Origin of the sequence: Salmonella sp. WC3, assembly GCF_042932255.1 — a bacterium.
Classification (GTDB): Bacteria; Pseudomonadota; Gammaproteobacteria; order Enterobacterales; family Enterobacteriaceae; genus Salmonella; species Salmonella enterica.
The window spans coordinates 1,183,486-1,207,382 of record NZ_CP170629.1 but is presented as its reverse complement, the minus strand read 5'-3'; the positions used below and the strand labels follow the sequence as shown (position 1 = coordinate 1,207,382).

The window sequence follows — 23,897 nt, the reverse complement described above, 5'->3', positions numbered from 1 at the left end:
CTGCCCGTCAATCCAGTGGACGACGAACTTTGCCGCGAAGCGCCTTTACAGAAGATTTTTGCGCCTTTGAGGACAAGCGGCGCTCTTGCGAGGCACGCGTCGGACGGGTTGCGCGACGGCTTTTCTGCTCCGCGGTTAATTCTTTTATGACGGCAACCAGCCTGGCGATAGCCGCTTCCCGGTTGAGCTCCTGGCTCCGGAACTCCTGCGCCTTAATGATAATGACGCCATCATCGCTTATCAGATGGTGGCTGGCCGTCAGCAAACGCTGTTTATAATACTCTGGCAGGCCAGAGGCCCGAATGTCAAAGCGCAAATGAATCGCGCTAGAGGTCTTATTTACGTGCTGACCACCCGCGCCCTGCGCGCGAATGGCCGTAATTTCCAGCTCATTGTCGGCTATGGAGACCGTCCGGGAGATGGCAATCATGAGGGCTGTTGCCAGGCGGTTAGCTGTATTTCCAGATTATTCCGAGCATCAGAAAGCCAGATTGCGCCGTCCTGAATCGTCGCCTGTAGCGTCATGGTACGATCGGCAAATTCACTGAGCTGCGCCAGTTGCCCGTCATCCAGATACCAGACGGACAGGTTAGCGAACTGCGCGCACTTGCTTTGATGCTGCTGCCACCAGATTTGCGCCGCCCGGGAGTTATAAGCAAAGAGCGCGACGTCGCTCGCCTGAGTACAGGCTTTCTTAATACGGCGCTCATCCGGCAGCCCCAGCTCTATCCAGAGATCGATGCCCAGATGATCGTTGCGCAGCCAGACCTCCGGTTCATCTTCCGCGCTGAGCCCGCGTGTAAACTGCAACCGTTCATCAGCATATTTTATCCATGCCAACAGGCGCAACATCATGCGCTCCTGCGTTTCAGAAGGGTGACGCGCCAGCGTCAATGCCGCATCCAGAAACCGGTTGCGATCAAGGTCAGCCACATTGACGACGGCTTTATAAATTGTCGCTTTAAGCGCCATGAGAAAACTCCTTTCGAATCAGGCGCCCATTGTAGCGAAAACCGCGCTAAAAGGCTGTTAACGAATCTTTTACCCACTCGCGTCAGGCGCTGATATTGCGCAAATGAGTATGGTATAGTCACCTTGCTAAACAAGATTTAACTTCGTAGGCTTAGACTTGCATCCACGGTTAAGTCAGAATGCTGACAGGAGGGCATGTGGAAAAATATTGTGAGTTAGTACGCAAGCGGTATGCGGAAATCGCCAGCGGAGACTTAGGGTATGTCCCGGATGCGCTGGGTTGTGTATTGAAAGTGCTTAATGAAGTGGCGGCAGATAGCGCCCTTTCAGAGTCGGTCAGGGAAAAGGCAGCTTATGCTACCGCGAACTTACTGGTGAGCGATTATGTCAATGAATGAAACGTATCAACCCATTAATTGCGATGACTACGATAGTCTTGAGCTTGCCTGCATGCATCATTTAATACTGACGCTAACGTTAAAAGATGGCGAGGTTTTGCAGGCAAAAGCGAACGATTTGATCTTACGTAAAAACGTAGAATATCTGCTTGCCGAGGTTTCCGGCGAGTCTTGTGAGCTTCGTCTCGACAAAATCGCCAGTTTCAGCCACCCGGAAATTGGTACCGTGGTAGTTAGCGAATCCTGAGTATTTTGTTGCCGGATGGTGGTGCAAGCACCTTATCCGGCCTACGTTCCATGCGATACGTAGGCCTGATAAGCGCAGCGCCATCAGGCATGCCAAACCAGACTCACCCCTTCTTTATCTTCTGCTGCTCCCTCACGCGTCACAAAAACACCCGCAGCCGCAATCAACGTTTCGCCGTAAAACAACAGCGGCGTGGTGTCTCGTCGCCAGGGCGGGATCCCCTGCTCCTGCCAGATTTTCTTTAATTTACGTCCGCCGTGACGTCCCACAATGTGTAGCAACCCTGGCGCTTTAAAACGAATGCTGACGGATTCTTCCTCTCGCGGTCGGCGCAGTTCGCCGCCAGGAACGAGCTGTACCGTCCCTAAGCCGGCAGGCAGCGCCAGCGGTGTTTGCCAGACGGGCCAGGCGACCGTCGTTTCGTGTTGTCCGGCCACGGATTTAATCCACCACAGTTGCGACTGATAACGGCGAATCTCGCGATCGCCAAAACGTAAACAGGGAGAGGCATCGTCGCGCGCCAGCGCCACCTCCTGCCAGATACGTTCCAGCGCGTCGCGAGAGGGCATCGGCGCATTACGCATCGCCAGCCAGCGACGCAAAATCGCCGCCCGCCGTACATCGCTCATCGACATTAATGGAGAGAGCCGCAATGTTCCCTCCGTCGTGATACAGTCCGTAAGATCGCTGGCCAGAAGCTCGTCCAGCAGCCTTTCTTGCTTGGCGCAGAGCGTCGCGCTACGGGCTACCGCCGCAGGAAAATGCGGCCAGCGCTGCTGCAAGAGTGGAAGCGCGCGCAGGCGTAAAAAATTGCGATCGTAGGCGTCATCCTGATTGCTTTCATCTTCAATCCAGCATAAGCCATGACGCACAGCCCACTGTTCCAGCGTCTTCCGCGTTTCTCTCAACAGCGGGCGAAGAAGCAGAGTTCCGGCAAAAGGCGAGCACTCTCCCATCGCGGAAAGTCCGGCCGGACCGCTGCCGCGCTTTAACGCCAGCAGGAATGTTTCACACTGATCGTCAAGGTGCTGCGCGGTTGCCAGCACTTCGCCAGGCAATAGCGTCTGTGCGAACGCCCGGTAGCGCGCTTCACGCGCATGGGCCTCGATACCCAGGCCATTATCCGCCAGCGTCACCCGCTCCACTACCAGCGGAACCTGCCAGCGTTCGCATACGGTTTCGCAATGCCGCACCCAGCTATCAGCATGAGGGCTTAAACCGTGATGAATATGGATAGCACGCAGCGTAACGTCAGGGTGGCGTTCTCGCCACAACACCAGTTGATGCAGAAGCACCGTAGAATCCAGGCCGCCGCTAAAGGCAGCCAGAATACGGCGAGAAGAGAGTAACGAGGTATTCAACGTGAGAGTGGTCATGATCCATGCTTATAGTGACTTAGCCCGGCAACGTTACCTGGCGAGCGTCTTAATGACAAGCCTTACTGCTCATACAGCTCAAGCGGTAAACCGTCCGGATCGTTGAAAAAAGTAAATCGCTTCCCGGTATACGGATCGATGCGTATCGGTTCGCACTTAACCTGATGCTTTTCCAGATGCGCAACGGCGTTTTCCACATTTTCCACGCTGAAAGCCAGATGGCGCAGGCCGCAGGCTTCAGGTCGGCTTGGACGAGCCGGAGGGAAGGGAAAAGAGAAAAGCTCAATCACATACTGCCCGTTTAGCGCCAAATCGCCCCTCCACGAGTCACGCTCTTCCCGCCAGGCTTCGCTTAGCAGATCGAACCCCAGAATATCGCAATAAAACGCCTTGCTCACCGCATAGTCTGTCGCAATGATCGCGATGTGATGAACCTGTTTTAATCCCAGCATAGCGTCTCCTTTATTGATTATCAGTACGTTACTCGTCACATTCCCGTCAGGCAAGCTAACAGGCGTGTTTTAAGACTCGTACCTGGTACACCCCGTCTTCATTCCGTTTCGCACCGTGAATATCCGTTTCAAAACCGGGATAATGCTGGCCAATCGAGCAGAGCATCAGCAGAAAATCGAGCACGGCCCGACTCTGTTGCGTGATCCTCTCGCCGGGCATCAACAGCGGAACGCCTAGCGGATAAGGCAGGATCATATTCGCGGAAACGCGCCCTGGCAGTTGATCGAGCGCCACGGTTTCCACCTCACCTTTGATCTGACGCTGCCAGGCCTGGTGCGGGGTCATGATCATCTCCGGTAAAACCTCGAACGCCCGCAGCATCAGCCCCGGAAGATCGTGCTGGCGGATCAGTTTATGGATCCCCTGCGCCAGATCCTGAATGCGCATATTGCGATAAAAATCCGGATCTTCCGCATACAGATCCGGCAACATATTTTTGACGCGCAGGTTAAGATCGTAGGCGCGTTTAAATTCCGTCAGTCCGCGCAGCAGCCCCATCGCACGGGTCTTATCAATCCCTATGCTGAACAAAAACAGCAGATTATACGGCCCGGTTTTTTCCACCACCACGCCTCGCTCATCGAGGAACTTCGCCACCAGCGCGGCGGGTATCCCCTCTTCGCTCATGTTGCCCTGTTCATCCATCCCCGGCGTCAGGATTGTCACCTTAACCGGATCGAGGAACATATGATCGTCATCAGCATCGGTGAAGCCATGCCAGGTTTCTCCCGGCGTGACCGGCCAGCATTCGGCCTCATCAACCTCTTCCGGCTGCCAGATATCAAAGAACCAGCTATCGGACTCTTCACGTAACCGCTGTACTTCTTTACGAAAATGGAGCGCCCGTTCCACCGAACGATTAATCAATCTTTTCCCTGGATTGCCGCGCAGCATCGCCGCCGCGGTCTCGATAGAGGCGACAATGGGATAGCTCGGCGATGTGGAAGTGTGCATCATAAACGCTTCGTTAAACGTCTCTTCGTCATATTCCCCTTTGATATGAATAAGCGACGCCTGCGAAAAAGCCGCCAGCATTTTATGGGTGGATTGCGTTTCAAAAATCACTTTTCCGGGCACCCGATCGCCGCTCATCCCGCTTTTCCCCTGGTAGATCGGATGGAAATGGGTATAGGGTACCCAGGCGAAATCAAAATGGATCGAGGGAACGTCCAGCATCTGCTTGATCCAGTTAGTGTTATACAGCAGACCATCGTAAGTCGAATTGGTGATAACCGCATGAACCGGCCATTGCGCCTGCGCGGTTTCCGCCACCTTACGCGCAATGCTGTCGCGGGTAAATTCACGCTTAGGAATACCGCCGAGAATACCGAGCGCATTGCGCGTCGGCTTCAACCAGAGAGGCACCACATCGCTCATCATCAGCAAATGCGCCAGCGATTTATGGCAATTACGATCAATAAGTAGCGTACTTCCCGCAGGCGCGGCATACATACCGACAATTTTATTCGAGGTCGACGTACCGTTCGTCACCATATAACTCTGCTCGGCGCCAAAAGTACGGGCGATATACTCTTCCGCTTCCAGATGCGGCCCGGTGTGATCCAGCAGCGATCCCAGTTCAGTCACCGAAATCGACACATCGGCCTTTAAGGTATGGCCGCCAAAAAAGTCATAAAACAGACAGCCTGGCGGGCTTTTCTGATACGCCGTTCCCGCCATATGACCCGGCGTACAAAAGGTATATTTTCCTTCTTTGGCGTAGGTAAAAAGCGCTTTGGTAAACGGCGGCGTAATATTATCGAGATATTCGTTTGTATATTGATGAATGCGCGTCGCGATATCTTCAGCCAGCCCCAATGCATACTCAAAAAACCACAGCGCCATGCGCATATCGTGAACGCTAACGTCCAGCGTGGAGTTGGTATTGATAAAGGCGTAGAGAGGAAGGTATTCATTTAGCTGGTTGATTTCGCTACAAAGGTCGAGACTGTATTCATCCCAGTCAAAAATAACGCCGCAGATGCGCGGGTTATGTTCAATAAACTTCAACAAGTCAACGCTATTTTGCGGCCAGATAATTTGAAATCCCAGGGATTGTAATGCACGCTCAAGCTCCTTGATGGGTTCATCTTTATAATAAACCCCGTGCGGCCCCATAATGGCGATGATGTTCATGCTTTCTCCTGAAAAAACCTGAGATAAGCATAGTAACAATCCTGCCGATGCAAAGCACCGACAGGATTTATCTTATTACAATGCGTTCCATGCATCGGCCCAGGCAATCCCTACGCCGGGCTCATAGTAGGCAGGCGCAACATTACACCATGAGCCTTCCGGGAACGGTTTGCACTGGTACAATGCGCCATTACTGTTGACGATGTCGCCCGGATTCCATTTCTGGCTGCTGCTCCAGGCAGGGTAGCTGGTGGTCTTATCTTCGTCATCCGCAGCGGCGGCCTTCGCTTTCACATTCAGCGTATAAACCGCTGTACTGGAGAGCGTACCGTCGCTAACGGTCAGATTCACCACATACTGGGTGTTCTGAGTGACATCCGGCGCGTTGAAAATCACAACGGCTTTATCCTGGCCGCTCAGCGTTTTGCCATCCTGCGACATCCAGGTATAGGTGAGCTTGTCGCCATTCGCGTCGGTCGATCCTTCCGCGCTGAGTGAAACCTGGCTACCGGCTTCCACCGCCCCGACCGGCCCGGCAATGCGCGCGACTGGCGCCACGTTTTCATCCGTCACTGGCGCCGGAGTTGGCGTGACATCCGGTTCAGTGGTTCCGTTATCATCGACGACATTAACGTTGAAATAATGTTGTACACATTTCGTGTAGTCGCCCTCTTTAAAGGCGGTATACGGCGTCTGATATCCAACTAACTGGCAGGAATAGGTTTTACCGTCCGCAGTATCGGCGCTCCAGCCCCAGTCTTGTTCCCAATAGATCGGTAACGCGCCAGCGCCGCCTTCATCGAACTGCTTCATCTTTTTACAGCCCAACACTTCGTCAGCCGGCACCGGCACTTTCAGGTAGTTGGCAAACTCTTTGTAGTAGGCGATACGGTTAAGCGACTGCGCATTCTCATCTGCGCCGCCGCACTCCACGCCGCCATTGATGATCTGAATAGTGACGCCGAAACCTGATACCAGGCCGTTTGCTTTATCGCGATCGTTTGGCTGCCAGGTACCGTCAATCACATGTAGCATAGACGGCTTCGGCGGCTGCGGGTACACAAAGAAGAAGACGGCGCTCGCCAGGTTCATCCAGGTATCCGCCACCAGCTCGGGTTTATCCAGCAGAGGGCGAACGTCGCCATACATCGCGTCAGAGAAAGGCCCATAGTTGTAGTTATAAGAAAGCTGTTTTGCCCCGCGACCAAAATAGCTGAGGAAATCGCCGTCCTTATCTTTACCGCACGGCCAGGTCTGGCCCTGCCATACATCCGGGTTACATTCGCCGTTGTAGCCGCCTTTCTGCCCTTCTGTCCAGCCGACTTCGCGCAGATAGACCAGCGCCTGACGCCATTCCGGAATGTCACGCCAGCTTTCGTGACCGCCCGTCTCCTGGGCAAAATGCGCAAACATAGTAGCCAGGGTTTTACGGCAGATAGCGTCGCTATCGCGTCCATCGGTGTAGGTACCACAAACCGCCGGGAATTTACCTATCGCTTTCAGGAAGTTAGAGTAAGTATATTCCGGCGCGCGCATCGGGAACAGATAATCCCAGTCGGCCTCTTTCAGAATACTTTCAACGCGTTTTACGTTTGCCGGGTTAGCGGCGCGCCCCGGTTCGATTTGTTCGACCGCGCTGTTATCCAACGTCTGGATAGAGGATTTCACTGCCTCCATTAACGGAAAATCCGTCAGCGCTTTCTCTTTCGCCGCCAGATCGCTGGCGTTAATGGTCATTGGCTCACTACTGCTAAGCAGCGGCGCGGCCTGCGCACCGGATAAGCTCAACATGATCCCTGCCGCTACGGCGCTGAGCGCCAGTGTTTTTTGCAATCCCATAATTTTCTCCTTGAAGGGTAGTTCACCGCCTGCCCTGGCCACACGCCTGGCAGTTGCTACAGTGTCAGGGAGAACATGCCGTTGCGTTTAATCACATCAGCTCATCGGCGTCTCATTTTTCCTCGTCCAAAAAAAAGAGGCCGGATTATCCGGCCTCCTGGGAGAAATGAGGTAAATGATTAGGCGTAACCGTAGCTCATCAAACGCTGGTAACGACGGTTTTTTAAATCATCGGTGCTTAACACATCGAGATCGGCTAAATCTTCCAGCAGCTGCGCTTTTAGCGACGCCGCCATCGCTTCCGGATTACGGTGCGCGCCGCCCAGCGGCTCCGGAATGATGGAATCGATTAGCTTCAGCTCTTTCAGACGCGGCGCGATGATGCCCATCGCTTCAGCAGCCAATGGCGCTTTGTCGGCGCTCTTCCACAAAATAGAGGCGCAACCTTCCGGGGAGATAACGGAATAGGTGCTGTATTGCAGCATATTCACTTTATCACCCACGCCAATCGCCAATGCGCCGCCGGAGCCGCCTTCGCCAATCACGGTGCAGATGACCGGTACGTTCAGACGAGACATCTCACGCAGGTTGCGGGCGATGGCTTCAGACTGACCACGCTCTTCCGCGCCCACGCCAGGGTAAGCGCCCGGGGTGTCGATGAAGGTGATAATCGGCATGTTGAAGCGTTCAGCCATTTCCATCAGGCGCAGCGCTTTGCGGTAGCCTTCCGGCGCTGGCATGCCAAAGTTACGACGAATTTTTTCTTTGGTTTCACGACCTTTCTGATGACCAATGATCATCACCGGCCGCCCTTCCAGACGCGCGATACCGCCGACGATGGCTTTGTCATCAGCATAGGCGCGATCGCCCGCCAGCTCATCAAACTCATCAAACGCCAGACGGACATAATCCAGGGTGTACGGACGCTGCGGATGGCGCGCCAGTTGGGCTACCTGCCATGCGCCGAGATCGGCGAAGATTTTGCGCGTCAGTTCTACGCTTTTTTCGCGCAGGCGATGGACTTCTTCATCGATATTAATATCCAGTTTCTCATCCTGGCGGCTTACCGCAGTCAGAGAATCGATTTTCGCTTCCAGCTCTGCTATCGGCTGTTCAAAATCAAGGAAATTCAGACTCATAGTATTCCTGTATTAGTCAAACTCCAGTTCCACCTGCTCCGAACCAATGAGGCCACGCAGATCGTTAAGTAAACGATCGCTCGGAGAGACACGCCACGTTGCGCCAAAACGCAGCCGCGCACGCGCATCCGCCCTCTGATAGTAGAGATGTACTGGAATGGTCCCCGAGCGGTGGGGTTCCAGAGACTGACGGAGTCGGTTTAAAAGCTGGTCATCAATTTGCCTGTCCGTCAGCGAGATAGCAAGCCCGCGAGCGTATTTTTCGCGAGCTTCGTCAATATCCATCACTTCGCGGGCGGTCATTTTAAGCCCCCCGCTGAAGTCATCAAAGCTGACCTGTCCGCTGACGATAAGTATGCGGTCTTTTACCAGCAACTGCTGGTATTTATCCAGCGCGTCGGTAAATAACATCACTTCCAGACGCCCGGAACGGTCATCCAGCGTACAGATGCCGATACGATTGCCGCGCTTGGTGACCATAACCCTTGCGGCAATCACGAGCCCCGCAGCCGTGGTGACTTTACCACGTTCTGTCGGATGCATGTCTTTGAGCCTTACCCCGCCGACATAGCGCTCAATTTCTTTTAAATACTGATTGATGGGGTGGCCCGTCAGGTACAGCCCCAACGTTTCACGTTCCCCATCTAACACCACCTGCTCCGGCCACGGCTGGCAGCTGGCATAGGATTGCTCGATTTGCTCCGGCTCTTCCGCCAGTACGCCGAACATATCCGCCTGACCGATAGCTTCCGCTTTGGCGTGCTGGTCGGCGGCTTTCAGCGCATCGCCCAATGAGTTCATCAGCGCGGCGCGGTGCGGCCCCAGGCGGTCGAACGCCCCGGACATGATCAGCTTTTCCAGCACCCGGCGGTTGAGCTTTTTGGTGTCGGTCCGCGCGCACAGATCAAACAGCTCGCGGAAATAGCCGCCCTGATTACGCGCGTCGATGATCGCTTCGATCGGCCCTTCGCCGACGCCTTTGATCGCGCCGATACCGTAGACGATCTCGCCCTCATCGTTAACGTGGAAATGGTACAATCCGGAGTTAATATCCGGCGGCAGAATTTTCAGTCCCATCCGCCAGCACTCGTCCACCAGGCCGACGACCTTCTCGGTGTTGTCCATATCGGCAGTCATCACCGCCGCCATAAATTCAGCCGGATAGTGCGCCTTTAGCCATAGCGTCTGGTAAGAAACCAGCGCATAAGCGGCGGAGTGCGATTTGTTAAACCCGTAACCGGCGAATTTCTCCACCAGGTCAAAGATTTTCATCGCCAGTTCGCCGTCGATACCGTTCTTTTTCGCACCCTCTTCAAAAACGGAACGCTGTTTGGCCATCTCCTCCGGCTTTTTCTTACCCATCGCACGACGCAGCATATCCGCGCCGCCGAGAGTATACCCGGAAAGTACCTGGGCAATCTGCATCACCTGTTCCTGATACAGAATGATGCCGTAGGTCGGCTCCAGTACCGGCTTCAGGCTTTCATGCTGCCACTGAACGTCCGGGTAAGAGAGTTCTTCACGACCGTGCTTACGGTCGATAAAGTTATCTACCATCCCTGACTGCAACGGGCCGGGACGGAACAGGGCCACCAGTGCGATCATATCTTCAAAGCAGTCCGGCTGCAGACGTTTGATCAGATCTTTCATGCCGCGCGATTCAAGCTGGAAGACCGCCGTGGTTTCCGAGCGCTGCAGCATGTCGAAGCTTTTCTTGTCATCCAGCGGAATGGCGGCGATATCCAGCGGCGGCTCGCCGTTTTTCTCGCGCCGCTTGTTGATCATCTCCAGCGCCCAGTTGATGATGGTCAGCGTACGCAAACCGAGGAAGTCGAACTTCACCAGCCCGGCATATTCCACGTCGCTTTTATCAAACTGGGTAACCGGATGCTTGCCCTCTTCATCGCAGTACAGCGGCGCAAAGTCGGTAATTTTGGTCGGCGCGATGACCACGCCGCCAGCGTGCTTACCGGCATTACGCGTGACGCCTTCGAGCTTACGCGCCATATCGATCAGCGCTCTGACCTCTTCATCCGCCTCGTAAATTTCCGGCAGTTGCGGTTCCGCTTCAAAGGCTTTTGCCAGCGTCATGCCCGGATCGGGCGGCACCAGCTTCGAGATACGATCGACAAAACCGTACGGATGCCCCAGCACGCGGCCCACATCGCGGATAACGGCTTTCGCCGCCATCGTACCGAAGGTGATAATCTGCGATACCGCATCACGCCCGTACATGTCTGCGACGTGCTCAATCACCTGGTCGCGTTTCTCCATACAGAAGTCAACGTCGAAGTCAGGCATCGAGACACGTTCCGGGTTCAGGAAACGTTCGAACAGCAGGTCAAATTCCAGCGGATCAAGGTCGGTAATTTTCAGCGCGTAGGCCACCAGCGAACCAGCCCCGGAACCACGTCCCGGCCCTACCGGCACGCCGTTATCTTTTGACCACTGGATAAACTCCATCACGATGAGGAAGTAGCCAGGGAACCCCATCTGGTTGATAACCTGTAGTTCAATATCCAGACGCTCGTCATATTCCGGGCGACGCTTTTTGCGCTCTTCTTCGTCCGGAAACAGGAAAGCCAGACGCTCTTCCAGCCCCTCTTTCGATTTTTTGACCAGATAATCTTCGGTGGTCATATCGCCGGTCGGGAACTGCGGCAGGAAATATTCACCCAGACGCACCGTTACGTTGCAGCGTTTGGCAATCTCCACCGTATTTTCCAGCGCCTCCGGAATATCGGAGAACAGCTCGCACATTTCTTCTTCACTGCGCATATACTGCTGCGGTGAATAATTGCGTGGACGTTTAGGATCGTCGAGCGTGAAACCGTCGTGGATCGCGACACGAATCTCATGGGCGTCAAAATCATCGCTTTCAAGGAAACGGACATCGTTTGTCGCGACAACCGGCAAACCACGTGCCTCAGCCAGTTCAACCGCAGCATGGAGATAGGTCTCTTCGTCCTGTCTGCCGGTACGGATCAGTTCCAGGAAGTAGCGATCGGGAAAATGCGTTTCATAGAAAGCAACGCACTCCTCCACCAGCGCCTGGTTGCCGCGTAGCAGACAGCGGCCTACGTCGCCCATGCGTCCGCCGGAAATCAGAATCAAACCTTCTTTAAGCTCTACCAACCAGTCGCGCTCGATAATCGGGCCTGCCGCGCCGTAGCCGCGCTGATACGCTTTCGAGATCAGCAACGTCAAGTTCTGGTATCCCGTATTATTCGCCGCCAGTACCGTCAGATGAGTCAGCTCATCTCCCAGCAGTTCGTTGTGAACGTTAAAGTCCGCCCCGACGATGGGTTTAATGCCCGCGCCATGACCCGCTCCGTAGAACTTCACCAGACCGCAGAGGTTGGTAAAATCGGTGATCGCCAGCGCAGGCATACCTAATGAGGCCGCCTTTTTCACCAGCGGCCCGGTCTTCGCCAGCCCATCGATCATAGAGTAGTCGCTGTGCACCCGCAGGTGAACGAAACGTGGTTCAGACATCTTCAGATTTCTCGATACAAGAGTCAGGACACAAGTCCCAGAGCGCGTTTAACAGGCGCAAAACTGCGTCGGTGGTGCGCCGTCGCGCCATACTGGGCCAACTTTTCCAGATGAAAAGCGGTTGGATAGCCTTTGTGCTGCGCAAAGCCATACTGAGGAAAAACGATATCCAGCGCCGCCATTTCTGCGTCGCGGGTGACTTTCGCCAGAATAGACGCCGCGCTAATCTCCGCCACGCGGCTGTCGCCTTTCACCACGGCCATTGACGGCACAGGCAGCTCCGGACAGCGATTGCCGTCGATCAGCACATATTCTGGCGCAATATGCAGACCAGCGACAGCGCGCTGCATGGCGAGCATGGTGGCGTGCAAAATATTCAGCTCATCAATTTCATGCGCTTCCGCGCGTCCCAGACTCCAGCTTAACGCCTTTTCTTTAATCTCGTCATACAATGACAGACGACGCTTTTCAGACAATTTTTTGGAATCATTCAGACCGACGATCGGACGCGCCGGATCGAGGATCACGGCGGCGGTCACTACGGCGCCCACCAGCGGGCCACGGCCCACTTCATCCACACCCGCCACTAAATGGGTGTGTGGATAAACAAATTCGATCATTGTGCTAACTCCAGGACGGCATCTGCCGCCTGCTCATCGGCATTACAGCGGATCTGCTGATGCAGTTCACGGAAGGTGTCGTGCATCGCATGGCTGGTTTTACCGTTCGCCAGTAGCGGCAACAGCGCTTCGGCGAGTTTTTGCGGTTCGCACTCTTCCTGCAACAGCTCTTTGACTAATTCTCTTCCCGCCAGCAGGTTAGGCAAAGACACATACTCCGTTTTCACCAGACGTTTCGCCAGCCAGAAAGTGAAGGGCTTCATACGATACCCCACGACCATCGGGCATTTTGCCAGCATACACTCCAGCGCCGCCGTACCCGAGGCCAGCAACGCCGCGTCGCTGGCGATCATCGCCTCGCGCGCCATGCCGTCCAGCAAATGAACGGCGAGATCCGGCGCAACCTCCGCTTTAATTTTTTCAAACTGCTCGCGGCGTTTCGCGTTCACCAGAGGCACTACCACTTCCAGATCGGGATAGCGCTGTCGCAGCAATTGTGCGGTTTTCAGGAAGTCGGCGCTGAGCATTTCCACTTCCGCGCCACGGCTGCCTGGCAGTAGCGCCAGACAATGGGCGTCATGCGGGATACCCAGCACGTCGCGCGCCGCATTTTTATCCGGGTCCAGCGGCATGGCATCCGCCATGGTGTGACCGATAAAGCGGCACGGGACGTTAAATTTATCGTAAAACGCTTTTTCGAAAGGCAGAAAAGCCAGCACCATATGGGTGGATCTGCCTATTTTGAAAACGCGTTTCTGTCGCCAGGCCCAAACGGACGGGCTGACATAATGAATGGTCTTAATCCCTTGTTTTTTCAGATTACCTTCGAGGGTAATATTGAAATCAGGGGCGTCAATCCCGACAAAGACATCGGGCTTGAGTTCGGTAAAACGGCGGGTCAGATCGGCGCGGATATGCAACAAACGGCGTAAACGTCCGAGCACTTCAACAATGCCCATGACCGCCAGCTCTTCCATTTCGTACCAGGCTTCACACCCTTCGGCCTGCATACGCGGCCCCGCAACGCCCACAAAGCGGGCGTTGGGTACGCGCGCTTTCAGCGCACGAATTAAGCCTGCACCAAGAATATCGCCGGACGTTTCACCGGCGACCAGGGCAATCGTTAAAGGACGCTGTGCCGCCATTAACGAATCGGACCGCGCGTTGAACGCTCAAAGAACTCGGTAAACGCCTTCACTTCCGGATGCTTTTCAGCAAGTTCAGCGATTTCCAGCTTCGCTTCGTCGAGCGTTTTACCACTGCGGTACAACAGTTTGTAGGCATTACGAATCGCCACCAGCCCTTCACGGCTAAAGCCGCGACGCTTCAGCCCTTCGATATTTACCCCGAACGGCGTCGCATGGTTACCCTGCGCAATCACATACGGAGGGACATCCTGCGCCACGCCGGAGCAGCCGCCGACCATCACATGCGCACCGATAATGCAGAATTGATGAACTGCCGTCATACCGCCGATGATCGCAAAATCATCGACTGATACATGCCCCGCCAGCGTGGCGTTGTTGGCGAGGATACAGCGATTACCTACCGTACAATCATGTGCGACATGCGCATTGATCATCAGCAGGTTATCGCTACCCACCTTCGTCAACCCACCGCCCTGCACTGTACCACGATGAATGGTGACGCTTTCGCGGATGCGGTTACGATCGCCAATTTCCACACGGGTCGGCTCACCCGCATATTTCAGATCCTGGTTCACTTCACCGATGGAGGCAAACTGATAAATCTCGTTGTCGCGGCCGATTTTGGTTTGACCATTCACGACCACATGAGACTTCAGTACGGTTCCCTCACCAATTTCGACCTGCGGCCCAACAATACAAAAGGGACCAATGTGGGCATTAGCGCCAATTACAGCGCCGTCTTCCACAATGGCGGTAGGATGAATAAAGGCGGATTTATCAATCACGAATCAGGCCTCCCGGCTACGAGCACACATCATGGTTGCTTCGCACACGACTTTACCGTCGACCAGCGCAACCCCTTTAAAGCGGGTCAGGCCACGACGCGTTTTCTCGAAAGTGACTTCCATGATCATCTGATCGCCTGGCACCACCGGACGCTTAAAGCGCGCTTCATCAATACCCGCGAAATAATACAGTTCGCCAGGTTCCAGTTTACCAACGCTTTTAAACGCCAGAATACCGGTTGCCTGCGCCATCGCTTCCAGAATCAGCACGCCTGGCAAAATCGGTTTGCCCGGGAAGTGCCCCTGGAAAAACGGCTCGTTGACGGAGACATTTTTCACCGCACGCAGAAAACGACCTTCTTCAAAGTCCAGCACGCGATCGACCAGTAAAAACGGAAAACGGTGCGGCAGAAGCTCTAAAATCTCTTCAATCTGCAGAGTATGAGTGTTAGTAGTCAAAATACTCTTCCTGTCCAAATATACAAAAAGGCAATAATAACACGGCCTGCCGCAATCGTATGAATGTGACAGGCCGGAAAAGAATGGCAACTACAAGGCGGAACGTTAGTCTTGTTGATTAACCTTGCGCTCAATCGCTTTGAGACGCTTGCTCATATCATCAATGTTCATCACCAGTGCAGCAGTTTTACGCCATACTTTGTTGGGTTGCAGCGGAATACCTGAGGAGTAGACGCCCGGTTCCGTGATGGGACGCATCACCATACCCATGCCAGTTACCGTGACTTTGTCGCATATTTCCATATGCCCATTGATCACGCTGGCGCCGCCAATCATGCAGTAACGGCCAATCTTCAGGCTACCCGCCATAATGACGCCACCGGCAACTGCCGTATTGTCGCCAATCACGACGTTATGTGCAATCTGGCACTGATTATCAATAATCACGCCATTGCCAATAACAGTATCATCCAACGCGCCACGGTCAATGGTGGTACAAGCGCCGATCTCGACACGATCGCCAATAATGACCCGGCCCAGTTGTGGGATCTTCACCCAGTTGCCACGATCGTTAGCGTAGCCAAAACCGTCCGCGCCGATCACCGTACTGGACTGGATCAGGCAATTCTCACCGATCTGAATGTCGTGGTAAATCGTTACGTTCGCCCACAAGCGTGAACCCGCCCCGATTTTGCTATTTTTTCCGACGAAACAGCCTGCGCCGATAACCACGTTATCGCCCAGTTGTACGCCAGATTCAATCACCGCATTCGCGCCGACTGAAACATTGCTACCCAGCGTTGCCGTCGCATCAATCACGGCGCTTGGCGCGATATTCTGCGCGGGCTGCGGCGTAGTATCTAAAATTTGCGCCATGCGCGCGTAGGTCAGGTAGGGATTTTTAACTACCAGCGCCGCACTCTTAGCAAAAGGAAGATCGTCCTGCGTCATGACAACCGCAGAAGCCTGGCATAAACCTAAGTGTTCACGGTACTTAGGATTCACCATAAACGTAATGTGGCCTGTTGTTGCAGATTGCATGGACGCAACGCCGGTGATGACGATATCGCCATCACCGTGTAATTCTGCATCCAACTGTTCTGCTAAGTCAGCCAGTCGAATTGAAGGCATTACTTATTTAACCTGTTTCAGTACGTCAGCGGTGATGTCTTTCACATCGCTGCTGTTGTAAGCAACGGTGTTTGCGTCTACCACCAGATCGATACTCTGGTCGTTAGCCACTTTTTTCACCGCAGTCTGGATACGAGTCACCAGTTTGTTGCGTTCTTCGTTGGAACGACGAGCGCGATCTTTCTCAAAAGCCTGCGCTTTTTGCGCGAAAGTCTGGCGCTGAGACATCACGTCTTTTTCCAGCTTAGTACGATCGCTACCTGCTTTCATGGATTGCAGACGCTGCATTTTAGATTGCAGATCGGTTTCCATTTTTTGCAGTTCAGCCGCACGGCCTTTAAATTCGTTTTCCAGTGTATTGGATACACCCGTCTTCTGCGCAACCTGTTGGAACAGATTACCCATGTTGACGATTGCAATTTTGTCAGCAGCCTGTGCGGACGTTACCATCGCCAAACCAAGACCTGCAGCTAATAACCACTTTTTCACAATAAACTCCTTACCATCCCATTTGCACCCGAAGGTACAGCTCTTTGCGTGGCCTGGCGATCCCTGAGGGGCATCGCCAAAAGTCATCGCTACACTACCAATGCATTCCTTTGCAATGAACAATTACCAGGTTTTACCAATGTTAAACTGGAACTGCTCGGCTTTGTCTCCATCGTACTTTTTAAACGGCTGGGCGTAGGAGAAGACCAACGGCCCCAATGGGGACATCCATTGTAATGCGATACCCGCGGACATACGGATGTTGCCTGGATCGCTGTAATCCGGTACATCTGACGGCGCAGATGACGGATCCCAGTTCGTATCCCAAACGGTACCCATATCCCAGAAGAAGGAGGTACGAACCGAGTTGGCATACTTTTCGCTGATGAACGGCGTCGGGGTAATAAATTCCAGGCTGGCGACAGCCATGGCATTACCACCTACCGCATCATCTGATTTACAGCCTGAAGACTGAGTACAGGCTTCGTAATCATCATTGTTATCATTAGGATCGGTGTGAGCACCATAGCCATAAACCGCTTTCGGGCCGATAGTATTCGACTGGAAACCACGCACGGTACTGGAACCACCGGCATAGAAGTTCTCATAGAACGGCATTTCCTTGCCGCCTAAACCATCGCCGTAACCCCAGCGAGTACGCCCCAGAACCACCCACTTGTGATCGTTATCGATAGGCACATAGGTCGCGGTATCCAGCGACACTTTGTAGTATTCGTTGTCGGAACCTGGAATCGTCACTTTCCCCGTCAGATTGACGCGCGAACCGTCCGTCGGGAAATAACCACGGTCAAGCTTGTTATAGGTCCAGCCGTAGTTAAAGGTGAAGTCATCAGCGGCAAAACTGCTGGTATCAGCAGATTGTCCCATCGACTCAAGATAACGATCCATCGCGATCTGCGGCTGCATGTTGGACAGTTTGTTATGGACATAACCCAGACCAGCACGCAACGTGTTGTACTCGTTGATGGGGAAGCCAAGCGTCACATCCGTACCGTAACTCTTGTTGGTATAGTCGGATAGATCCGCGTCGTCCGCCTGGAAGTCGTTATAGAAGATACGACCACCGAGGCTCACGCCGTCAACGGTAAAGTATGGGTTAGTAACGGACAGTTCGCTGTAGGTCTGGTAGTCGTTTTTGGTGCCGTTAATCCCCACGGAATAACCGGTACCTAACCAGTTGTCCTGCTGAACGCCGGCCTGGAAGCTCACGCCGCTTTCTGTACCGTAACCGATACCGAAGTTGAAGCTACCAGTGTTACGCTCTTTCACCTTGTACACCACATCAACCTGATCCGGGCTCCCCGGAACGCGCTGCGTGTCGGTGTCGACGGTTTCAAAGAAGCCGAGACGGTTCAGACGCTCTTTCCCCTGGTCAACCAGGTCGCTGCCCAGCCACGCCCCTTCCATCTGGCGCATTTCACGGCGCAGAACGGAATCTTTTGAGGTATCGTTGCCTTCAAAGCGGATCTTACGCACGTAGAAACGGTTGCCCGCATCGACGTTCACGCGCAGTTTTACGGTTTTGTCAGCATCGTTAATTTCAGGCTGTGACTGCACGCGCGGATAGGCGTAACCATAGCGACCCAGAAGCTTTTTGATGTCATCTTCCATTTTGGTCACTTTGGTGCCGTTATAGAGCTCGCCCGGTTCAATTTTCGTCAGTTTCTCAATTTCAGCGGAATGTCCGGCCAGGTTACCGCTCACCTGAACCCCGGAAAGCTTGTACTGATCGCCTTCGGTGATATTGACGGTGATGTAGATCCCTTTCTTATCCGGCGTCAGACTCACTTGCGTGGAGTCAATATTGAAACGCGCGTAGCCGCGATCCAGATAGTAGCTGCGCAAGGTTTCAAGGTCGCCCGCCAGCTTCTGTTTCTGGTATTTACGATCGCCGACGACGTTCCACCACGGCACTTCGTCACGCAACTGGAAATGAGAAATGAGTTCTTCGGTGCTAAAGGCATGGTTACCGACGATGTTGATCTGTTGGATCTTCGCCGATACGCCCTCCTGGAACACCAGTTTAAGATCAACACGGTTGCGCGGTAGCGGCGTGACGACCGCCTTAACGCTGGCGCTGTATTTACCTACGCTATAGTAAAAGTCTTCCAGACCTTTTTCGATATCAGACAACGTGGTGCGATCCAGAGACTCGCCAACACGTACGCCAGACGCTTCGAGGTTTTGCTTGAGCATGTCATCTTTCACCGACTTGTTCCCGGAGAAAGTGATGCTGGCAATGGTCGGACGTTCTTTTACCTGAACCAGAAGGGTATTACCATCGCGCAGGACGCGGACGTCCTCAAAGTTGCCGGTGGCGAACAGAGCGCGAATGGTGTTACTGATATCTTCATCATTAACCGTGTCGCCTGTGCGCACCGGCATACTGAGGAGAGCCGCACCAACGGCGACTCGCTGCAGGCCTTCGAAATGAATGTCCTTCACTACGAACCCTTCAGCACCGTATACGGTGGCGCTGCTGAACAGCAGCGACGCTATGAGCAACTTTTTCATCGCCATCGTTATTATGCGTTCTTCCTAACTAACTCTCTTACAACCGAGAGAAATCATTGAAAAGTGCAAGCCCCATTAACAACACCAGCAAAATCGAGCCAATGCGATAACTAAAGTCTTGAACCCGCTCGGATACCGGCCCGCCCTTAAGCTTTTCAATCGCCAGGAACAGCAGATGACCCCCGTCAAGAACGGGCAGCGGAAACAGGTTAATTATCCCTAAGTTCACGCTGATTAGCGCAAGGAACATCAGGTAATAAATCACCCCGAACTCCGCTGACATCCCAGCCCCCTGAGCGATAGAAATCGGCCCACTGAGGTTGTTCAGTTTCACATCACCGGTTATCAATTTACCCAGCATACTGACCGTCAGCTTCATCAACTGCCACGTCTTATCCGTGGCTTCGAGGATGGCGCTAAAAGGCCCATACTGGCGTATAGTCTTGTACTCTTCCGGCAGAGGAATAATTTTAGGCACCACGCCTGCAAACCCTTCCGCCTTTCCGTTAACCGATTTCGTATCCGGCGTTAACGTCAACGACAAGGCGCTCCCCTGCCTTTCAATCTCTAACGCTAACGGCTTACCGGGATTATCGCGTACAAACGTCACGAATTTCATCCACTGCGTTAACGGCTGACCATCGACTTTAACGATCCTGTCGCCTGCTTGCAAACCCGCTTTACTGGCTGCGGAATTCGCCTGCACTTCTGACAGTACCGGTTCGATCTGTGGCCCGCGGGGCCGAATCCCTAAAGAAGATACAGGATCTTGCTTATCAGGCTCAAATGCCCAGTGACGTAAATCAAGCGTTTTGTCCTGCCGCTGGTCGCTGCCAAACGGCGCGACGCTCACCGTCGTCTGCTGATCGCCAATTTTGGACACCAGTTGTAAACGCACGGCATCCCAATCAGGGGTTTCGATACCATCAACGGCTTTAAGTTCCGTACCAGGCGCAATTTGCGCCTGCGCTGCAATCGAGTTGGGTGTTATTTCGCCAATGACCGGACGAACGCCAGGGACGCCGATGATAAAGACCAGCCAGTAAGCAAAGATAGCAAAAATGAAGTTCGCAACCGGACCTGCGGCAATAATTGCGGCGCGCTGGCCCACCGTTTTGTTATTGAAGGCGTGACGACGCAATTCCGGCGCTACCGGTTCGGCGCGCTCATCCAGCATTTTGACGTAGCCGCCCAGCGGGATCAGGGCGATGACATACTCGGTGCCGTACCGATCGGTACGACGCCAGAGCGCTTTACCAAAGCCGATGGAAAAGCGCTCAACTCGCACACCGCAGCGCCGGGCAACCCAGAAATGACCAAATTCATGCACAGTGATCAGCACGCCCAGTGCGATGATGAATGCAGCCAGATTCCAGAGAATACTCAGCATAAAACCTTCCGTTAGAGCGTCCTGAACACCAGTAACAACAGGCAAGCAAAGACCGGTACGGCAGCCGTCAGGCTGTCAATTCGGTCCAGAATGCCGCCATGGCCTGGAATCAAGTGGCCGCTATCCTTAATTCCTGCTTCGCGCTTAAACATACTCTCGGTGAGATCGCCCAGTACAGAAGCCAGAGCCGCCACCACAGAGCAAATCAGCAAGATAACAGGCGCAACATTCAGATTCGCCCACATACCGTAACCCCATGAGATCACGGCAGCCGTAGCAAGCCCGCCGATAAACCCTTGCCAAGTTTTACCCGGGGAAACCTTCGGCGCCAGCTTATGTTTGCCAAATAATTTACCAAACATATACGCGCCAGAGTCCGCTCCCCAGACCAGGATCATGACATAGAGTAGCCATATTGCGCCACTGTAATGATTCTCGTCATAGTGCCAGGCGCGCAGCGCCAGCATTCCCCAGAAAAATGGCACAATAGTTAACAAACCGAAAATGAGACGCAATGTTTTTGAGTTGCGCCAGATTGCCGCCGAACCGGGATAAAATAGCACCAGCAGTAGCGCGACAATCCACCATCCTAACGATGCCCAAAGCGACATCTCAACCAGCGGTTGACGAATGTTGTGATGATACTCAGGCAACAAAAATAGCATCAGCGCCAATAACAGACCACACAGCACCGCCAGCCAAACCCGCTGTGAACGCGCGGCGAAACCGCTTAACTGTCCCCATTCCCACGCGGCCAGCATACAGACAACCAGCGTAATAATGGCGAACCCCACCGGCGGCAATAAAAAAAGCGCAGCGATGACCGCGGGTATTAACACAAAAGCAGAAATCAGGCGATACTTCAGCAAAAGCGACCCCCATCAGGCTTTGTCATCACCAGGCTCGGTACCGCCGAAACGACGCTCTCGATTAGCAAAGGCATGCAGCGCACCTTCAAAGTCTTGTTCATCGAAATCGGGCCAAAGAACATCCGTAAAGTAAAGTTCGGCATAGGCAATTTGCCAAAGCAAAAAGTTACTAATGCGATGCTCTCCCCCAGTCCTAATTACTAAATCCACAGGCGCCAGCTCATGCATACAGATTTGCTGGCCTAGTCTCTCTTCATCAATCTGATCGGGGCGCAGCACTCCAGCCTGCACCTGTTCCGCCAGTTGTCGGACTCCCTGGACAATATCCCAACGTCCGCCGTAATTCGCAGCGATATTCAGCGTTAGACCCGTATTATGGGCGGTAAGCGCTTCTGATTTGCGAATACGTTCTTGTAAACGTGAGTTGAATCGACTGATATCGCCGATAATACGCAGGCGAACGTTATGGCGGTGCAGGCTTTTGACTTCGCTATCCAGCGCCCACACAAACAGCTCCATTAACGCGCTCACTTCCTGCGCCGGTCGGTTCCAGTTTTCACTACTAAAGGCATACAGCGTTAACGCATCAATACCGTTATTGGCAGCAAAAGAGACCGCTCGCCGGACGGACTTCGCCCCGGCTTTATGCCCAAAGGCCCGGATCTTCCCTTGCTTTTTCGCCCAGCGACCATTGCCATCCATAATTATTGCAACATGACGGCAGCCATGCGCTGGCAAATTTTCGCTTACTGGTTGAGTTGCAGACAACATAACGCGTTTTTTGTCCCTGAAAGGATTTAGCGGTACTCAGGAATACTGAAGCCTTTATACACATTCTCTTCGGTTCGCTTCGCGGATGACTGCGCGTCATCGCCCCTGTCGTGCGCTGTCTGCGCACGCCGGGAACGTATTCGCCTGCCGTCCCGATGCGTCCTGAATGATTTTGTGTATCCACAAAAAAGCCGTGTAAAACCACGGCTAACCTGACAGAAAAAAGCCAAAAACCTGCGATCAGGTGGCGCAGACTATATCACCGAAGCCCAACGCTAACAAATAGCACGATCTTCTGTCGCGGGATAATCGTCAGCGTGAGAGCCGTATCACTTGTTTTCTGGCTACTTCACGCGCGATGGCGTCAACCTGCAATACGTCCTCAACGCTTGCCGGTTCCTGTAAATCCATCCTCTCCAGCACCGCTAAATTGAGCCCGGCGATATCGGTAAAACGAATCTGTTGCGCCAGAAACGCGGCAACGGTGATTTCGTTTGCCGCATTGAGCGCCGTCGTTGCCGCCTGACCTTGCTCAAACGCCTCCATCGCCAGCTTCAGGCACGGATAACGCTGATAATCTGGCGCGCTAAACGTCAGCGCGCTGAGTTTGCAAAAATCAAGCGGCTGCTCGCCGGACGTGACGCGATTCGGCCATGCCATCGTATGCGCAATAGGCGTACGCATGTCAGGTTCTCCAAGCTGCGCCAGGACGCTGCCGTCCTGATAACGCACCATCGAATGAATGACCGATTGCGGATGGATCAACACTTCCATCTGACGTGCGCTGGCATTAAATAACCAACGCGCTTCAATGTATTCCAGACCTTTATTCATCATGGTGGCGGAGTCGACGGAGATTTTTCGCCCCATCGACCAGTTCGGATGACGACATGCCTGATCCGGCGTCATCGCTGCCAGATCGCACATTGGCGTTTCACGAAACGGGCCACCAGACCCGGTAAGCAAAATCGACGTTACGCCATTTTGCTCAAGGTCAGCGTATCCCAGATTATGCTGAATAGATTGCGGCAAACTCTGAAAAATCGCGTTATGTTCGCTATCGACGGGTAAAAGCCGGGCGTTGCTGCGTTTTACTTCGTCCATAAACAGCCGCCCGCAGGTCACCAGCGATTCTTTATTCGCCAGCAGAATCGTCTTCCCTGCGCGAATCGCCGCCAGGGTCGGCAGTAAACCAGCCGCGCCCACAATGGCCGCCATCACATGCCCGACCTCATCAAGCGCCGCCATCTCACAGGCAGCCTGCTGACCGCTCAGAACCTCGGTGCGGCTGCCATGCTGCTGAAGCATTATTTTGAGCTGTTCTGCGCTCGACGTATCGTCCATCACGGCATAACGCGGCGAGAACTCCAGGCACTGCTCCGCCATGCGGGCGACATTTTTACCCGCCACCAGCGCGATAACGCGGAAGCTATCAGGATTATGGCGCACCACGTCCAGTGTGCTGCAACCAATAGAGCCGGTCGAGCCCAGAATGGTTAATTGCTTCATGAAACGTCCAGAAGTGTTGAAACGGAATAAAAAGCAAAACGCCGCACAGGAGACCTGATAATGTCTTCTGCGCGGC

21 protein-coding genes are annotated in these 23,897 nt (G+C 53.8%); 2 read left to right on the top strand and 19 right to left on the bottom strand.

Annotation, left to right across the window (positions count from 1 at the left end; genetic code table 11):
- Window positions 1-7 precede the first annotated feature (7 nt).
- Entirely contained in the window at window positions 8-430 is a 423-nt protein-coding gene (gene arfB / locus ACFK9X_RS05635; protein WP_151115807.1) for an alternative ribosome rescue aminoacyl-tRNA hydrolase ArfB, read from the bottom strand.
- Window positions 427-972, bottom strand: coding sequence for a YaeQ family protein (locus ACFK9X_RS05630; RefSeq protein ID WP_001185324.1), 546 nt, complete (start codon window positions 970-972; stop codon window positions 427-429). The genes arfB and ACFK9X_RS05630 overlap by 4 nt, the downstream gene beginning before the upstream one ends.
- Window positions 973-1,169: 197 nt before the next feature.
- On the opposite strand from ACFK9X_RS05630, the gene ACFK9X_RS05625 reads away from it, so the two are divergent.
- Window positions 1,170-1,370 (top strand): YaeP family protein, encoded by a 201-nt coding sequence (locus ACFK9X_RS05625; RefSeq protein WP_165886418.1) that lies wholly within the window; start codon window positions 1,170-1,172, stop codon window positions 1,368-1,370.
- The gene (rof, locus tag ACFK9X_RS05620) at window positions 1,357-1,617 is read left to right on the top strand and encodes a Rho-binding antiterminator (RefSeq protein WP_000062330.1); all 261 of its coding nucleotides are present in this window, start codon (window positions 1,357-1,359) and stop codon (window positions 1,615-1,617) included. Before ACFK9X_RS05625 ends, rof begins: the two co-directional genes overlap by 14 nt.
- Before the next feature lie 83 nt (window positions 1,618-1,700).
- Here rof and tilS read toward each other — a convergent pair whose 3' ends face one another.
- The 17 genes from tilS to ispC form a co-directional block, all read right to left on the bottom strand.
- On the bottom strand, window positions 1,701-2,993 hold the full coding sequence (gene tilS / locus ACFK9X_RS05615; protein ID WP_151115805.1) for a tRNA lysidine(34) synthetase TilS: 1,293 nt from the start codon (window positions 2,991-2,993) through the stop codon (window positions 1,701-1,703).
- Between the two features lie 62 nt (window positions 2,994-3,055).
- The gene (locus ACFK9X_RS05610) at window positions 3,056-3,445 is read right to left on the bottom strand and encodes a VOC family protein (RefSeq protein WP_151115803.1); all 390 of its coding nucleotides are present in this window, start codon (window positions 3,443-3,445) and stop codon (window positions 3,056-3,058) included.
- 55 nt (window positions 3,446-3,500) lie between these two features.
- Window positions 3,501-5,642, bottom strand: a complete 2,142-nt coding sequence (ldcC, locus tag ACFK9X_RS05605; protein ID WP_151115801.1) for a lysine decarboxylase LdcC — start codon at window positions 5,640-5,642, stop codon at window positions 3,501-3,503.
- Window positions 5,643-5,717: 75 nt separating this feature from the next.
- Entirely contained in the window at window positions 5,718-7,481 is a 1,764-nt protein-coding gene (locus ACFK9X_RS05600; protein ID WP_000524169.1) for a chitinase, read from the bottom strand.
- 179 nt (window positions 7,482-7,660) lie between these two features.
- Complete coding sequence (gene accA / locus ACFK9X_RS05595) at window positions 7,661-8,620, bottom strand: acetyl-CoA carboxylase carboxyl transferase subunit alpha (RefSeq protein ID WP_000055753.1); 960 nt, start codon at window positions 8,618-8,620, stop codon at window positions 7,661-7,663.
- Between the two features lie 12 nt (window positions 8,621-8,632).
- On the bottom strand, window positions 8,633-12,115 hold the full coding sequence (dnaE, locus tag ACFK9X_RS05590; protein ID WP_151115799.1) for a DNA polymerase III subunit alpha: 3,483 nt from the start codon (window positions 12,113-12,115) through the stop codon (window positions 8,633-8,635).
- A gap of 23 nt (window positions 12,116-12,138) precedes the next feature.
- Window positions 12,139-12,735, bottom strand: a complete 597-nt coding sequence (rnhB, locus tag ACFK9X_RS05585) for a ribonuclease HII (RefSeq protein ID WP_000569412.1) — start codon at window positions 12,733-12,735, stop codon at window positions 12,139-12,141.
- Complete coding sequence (gene lpxB / locus ACFK9X_RS05580; RefSeq protein WP_000741216.1) at window positions 12,732-13,880, bottom strand: lipid-A-disaccharide synthase; 1,149 nt, start codon at window positions 13,878-13,880, stop codon at window positions 12,732-12,734. The genes rnhB and lpxB overlap by 4 nt, the downstream gene beginning before the upstream one ends.
- Window positions 13,880-14,668: an acyl-ACP--UDP-N-acetylglucosamine O-acyltransferase gene (gene lpxA, locus ACFK9X_RS05575; RefSeq protein ID WP_000565950.1), complete on the bottom strand. Its 789-nt coding sequence runs from the start codon at window positions 14,666-14,668 to the stop codon at window positions 13,880-13,882. The genes lpxB and lpxA overlap by 1 nt, the downstream gene beginning before the upstream one ends.
- Before the next feature lie 3 nt (window positions 14,669-14,671).
- Window positions 14,672-15,127 carry a 3-hydroxyacyl-ACP dehydratase FabZ gene (fabZ, locus tag ACFK9X_RS05570; protein ID WP_000210741.1) on the bottom strand — a complete coding sequence of 152 codons (456 nt, stop codon included), beginning with the start codon at window positions 15,125-15,127 and terminating at the stop codon, window positions 14,672-14,674.
- A 105-nt stretch (window positions 15,128-15,232) separates the two neighbouring features.
- Window positions 15,233-16,258, bottom strand: a complete 1,026-nt coding sequence (gene lpxD / locus ACFK9X_RS05565) for a UDP-3-O-(3-hydroxymyristoyl)glucosamine N-acyltransferase (RefSeq protein ID WP_001139265.1) — start codon at window positions 16,256-16,258, stop codon at window positions 15,233-15,235.
- A gap of 3 nt (window positions 16,259-16,261) precedes the next feature.
- The gene (gene skp / locus ACFK9X_RS05560; RefSeq protein ID WP_000758966.1) at window positions 16,262-16,747 is read right to left on the bottom strand and encodes a molecular chaperone Skp; all 486 of its coding nucleotides are present in this window, start codon (window positions 16,745-16,747) and stop codon (window positions 16,262-16,264) included.
- A 123-nt stretch (window positions 16,748-16,870) separates the two neighbouring features.
- On the bottom strand, window positions 16,871-19,288 hold the full coding sequence (bamA, locus tag ACFK9X_RS05555) for an outer membrane protein assembly factor BamA (RefSeq protein WP_001240927.1): 2,418 nt from the start codon (window positions 19,286-19,288) through the stop codon (window positions 16,871-16,873).
- Window positions 19,289-19,319: 31 nt separating this feature from the next.
- Window positions 19,320-20,672 carry a sigma E protease regulator RseP gene (gene rseP / locus ACFK9X_RS05550; RefSeq protein ID WP_000949017.1) on the bottom strand — a complete coding sequence of 451 codons (1,353 nt, stop codon included), beginning with the start codon at window positions 20,670-20,672 and terminating at the stop codon, window positions 19,320-19,322.
- Window positions 20,673-20,683: 11 nt separating this feature from the next.
- On the bottom strand, window positions 20,684-21,541 hold the full coding sequence (gene cdsA / locus ACFK9X_RS05545) for a phosphatidate cytidylyltransferase (protein WP_000922419.1): 858 nt from the start codon (window positions 21,539-21,541) through the stop codon (window positions 20,684-20,686).
- 12 nt (window positions 21,542-21,553) lie between these two features.
- On the bottom strand, window positions 21,554-22,312 hold the full coding sequence (gene ispU / locus ACFK9X_RS05540) for a (2E,6E)-farnesyl-diphosphate-specific ditrans,polycis-undecaprenyl-diphosphate synthase (protein ID WP_000947413.1): 759 nt from the start codon (window positions 22,310-22,312) through the stop codon (window positions 21,554-21,556).
- A gap of 312 nt (window positions 22,313-22,624) precedes the next feature.
- Window positions 22,625-23,821: a 1-deoxy-D-xylulose-5-phosphate reductoisomerase gene (gene ispC, locus ACFK9X_RS05535; RefSeq protein ID WP_151115797.1), complete on the bottom strand. Its 1,197-nt coding sequence runs from the start codon at window positions 23,819-23,821 to the stop codon at window positions 22,625-22,627.
- Window positions 23,822-23,897: the final 76 nt, after the last annotated feature.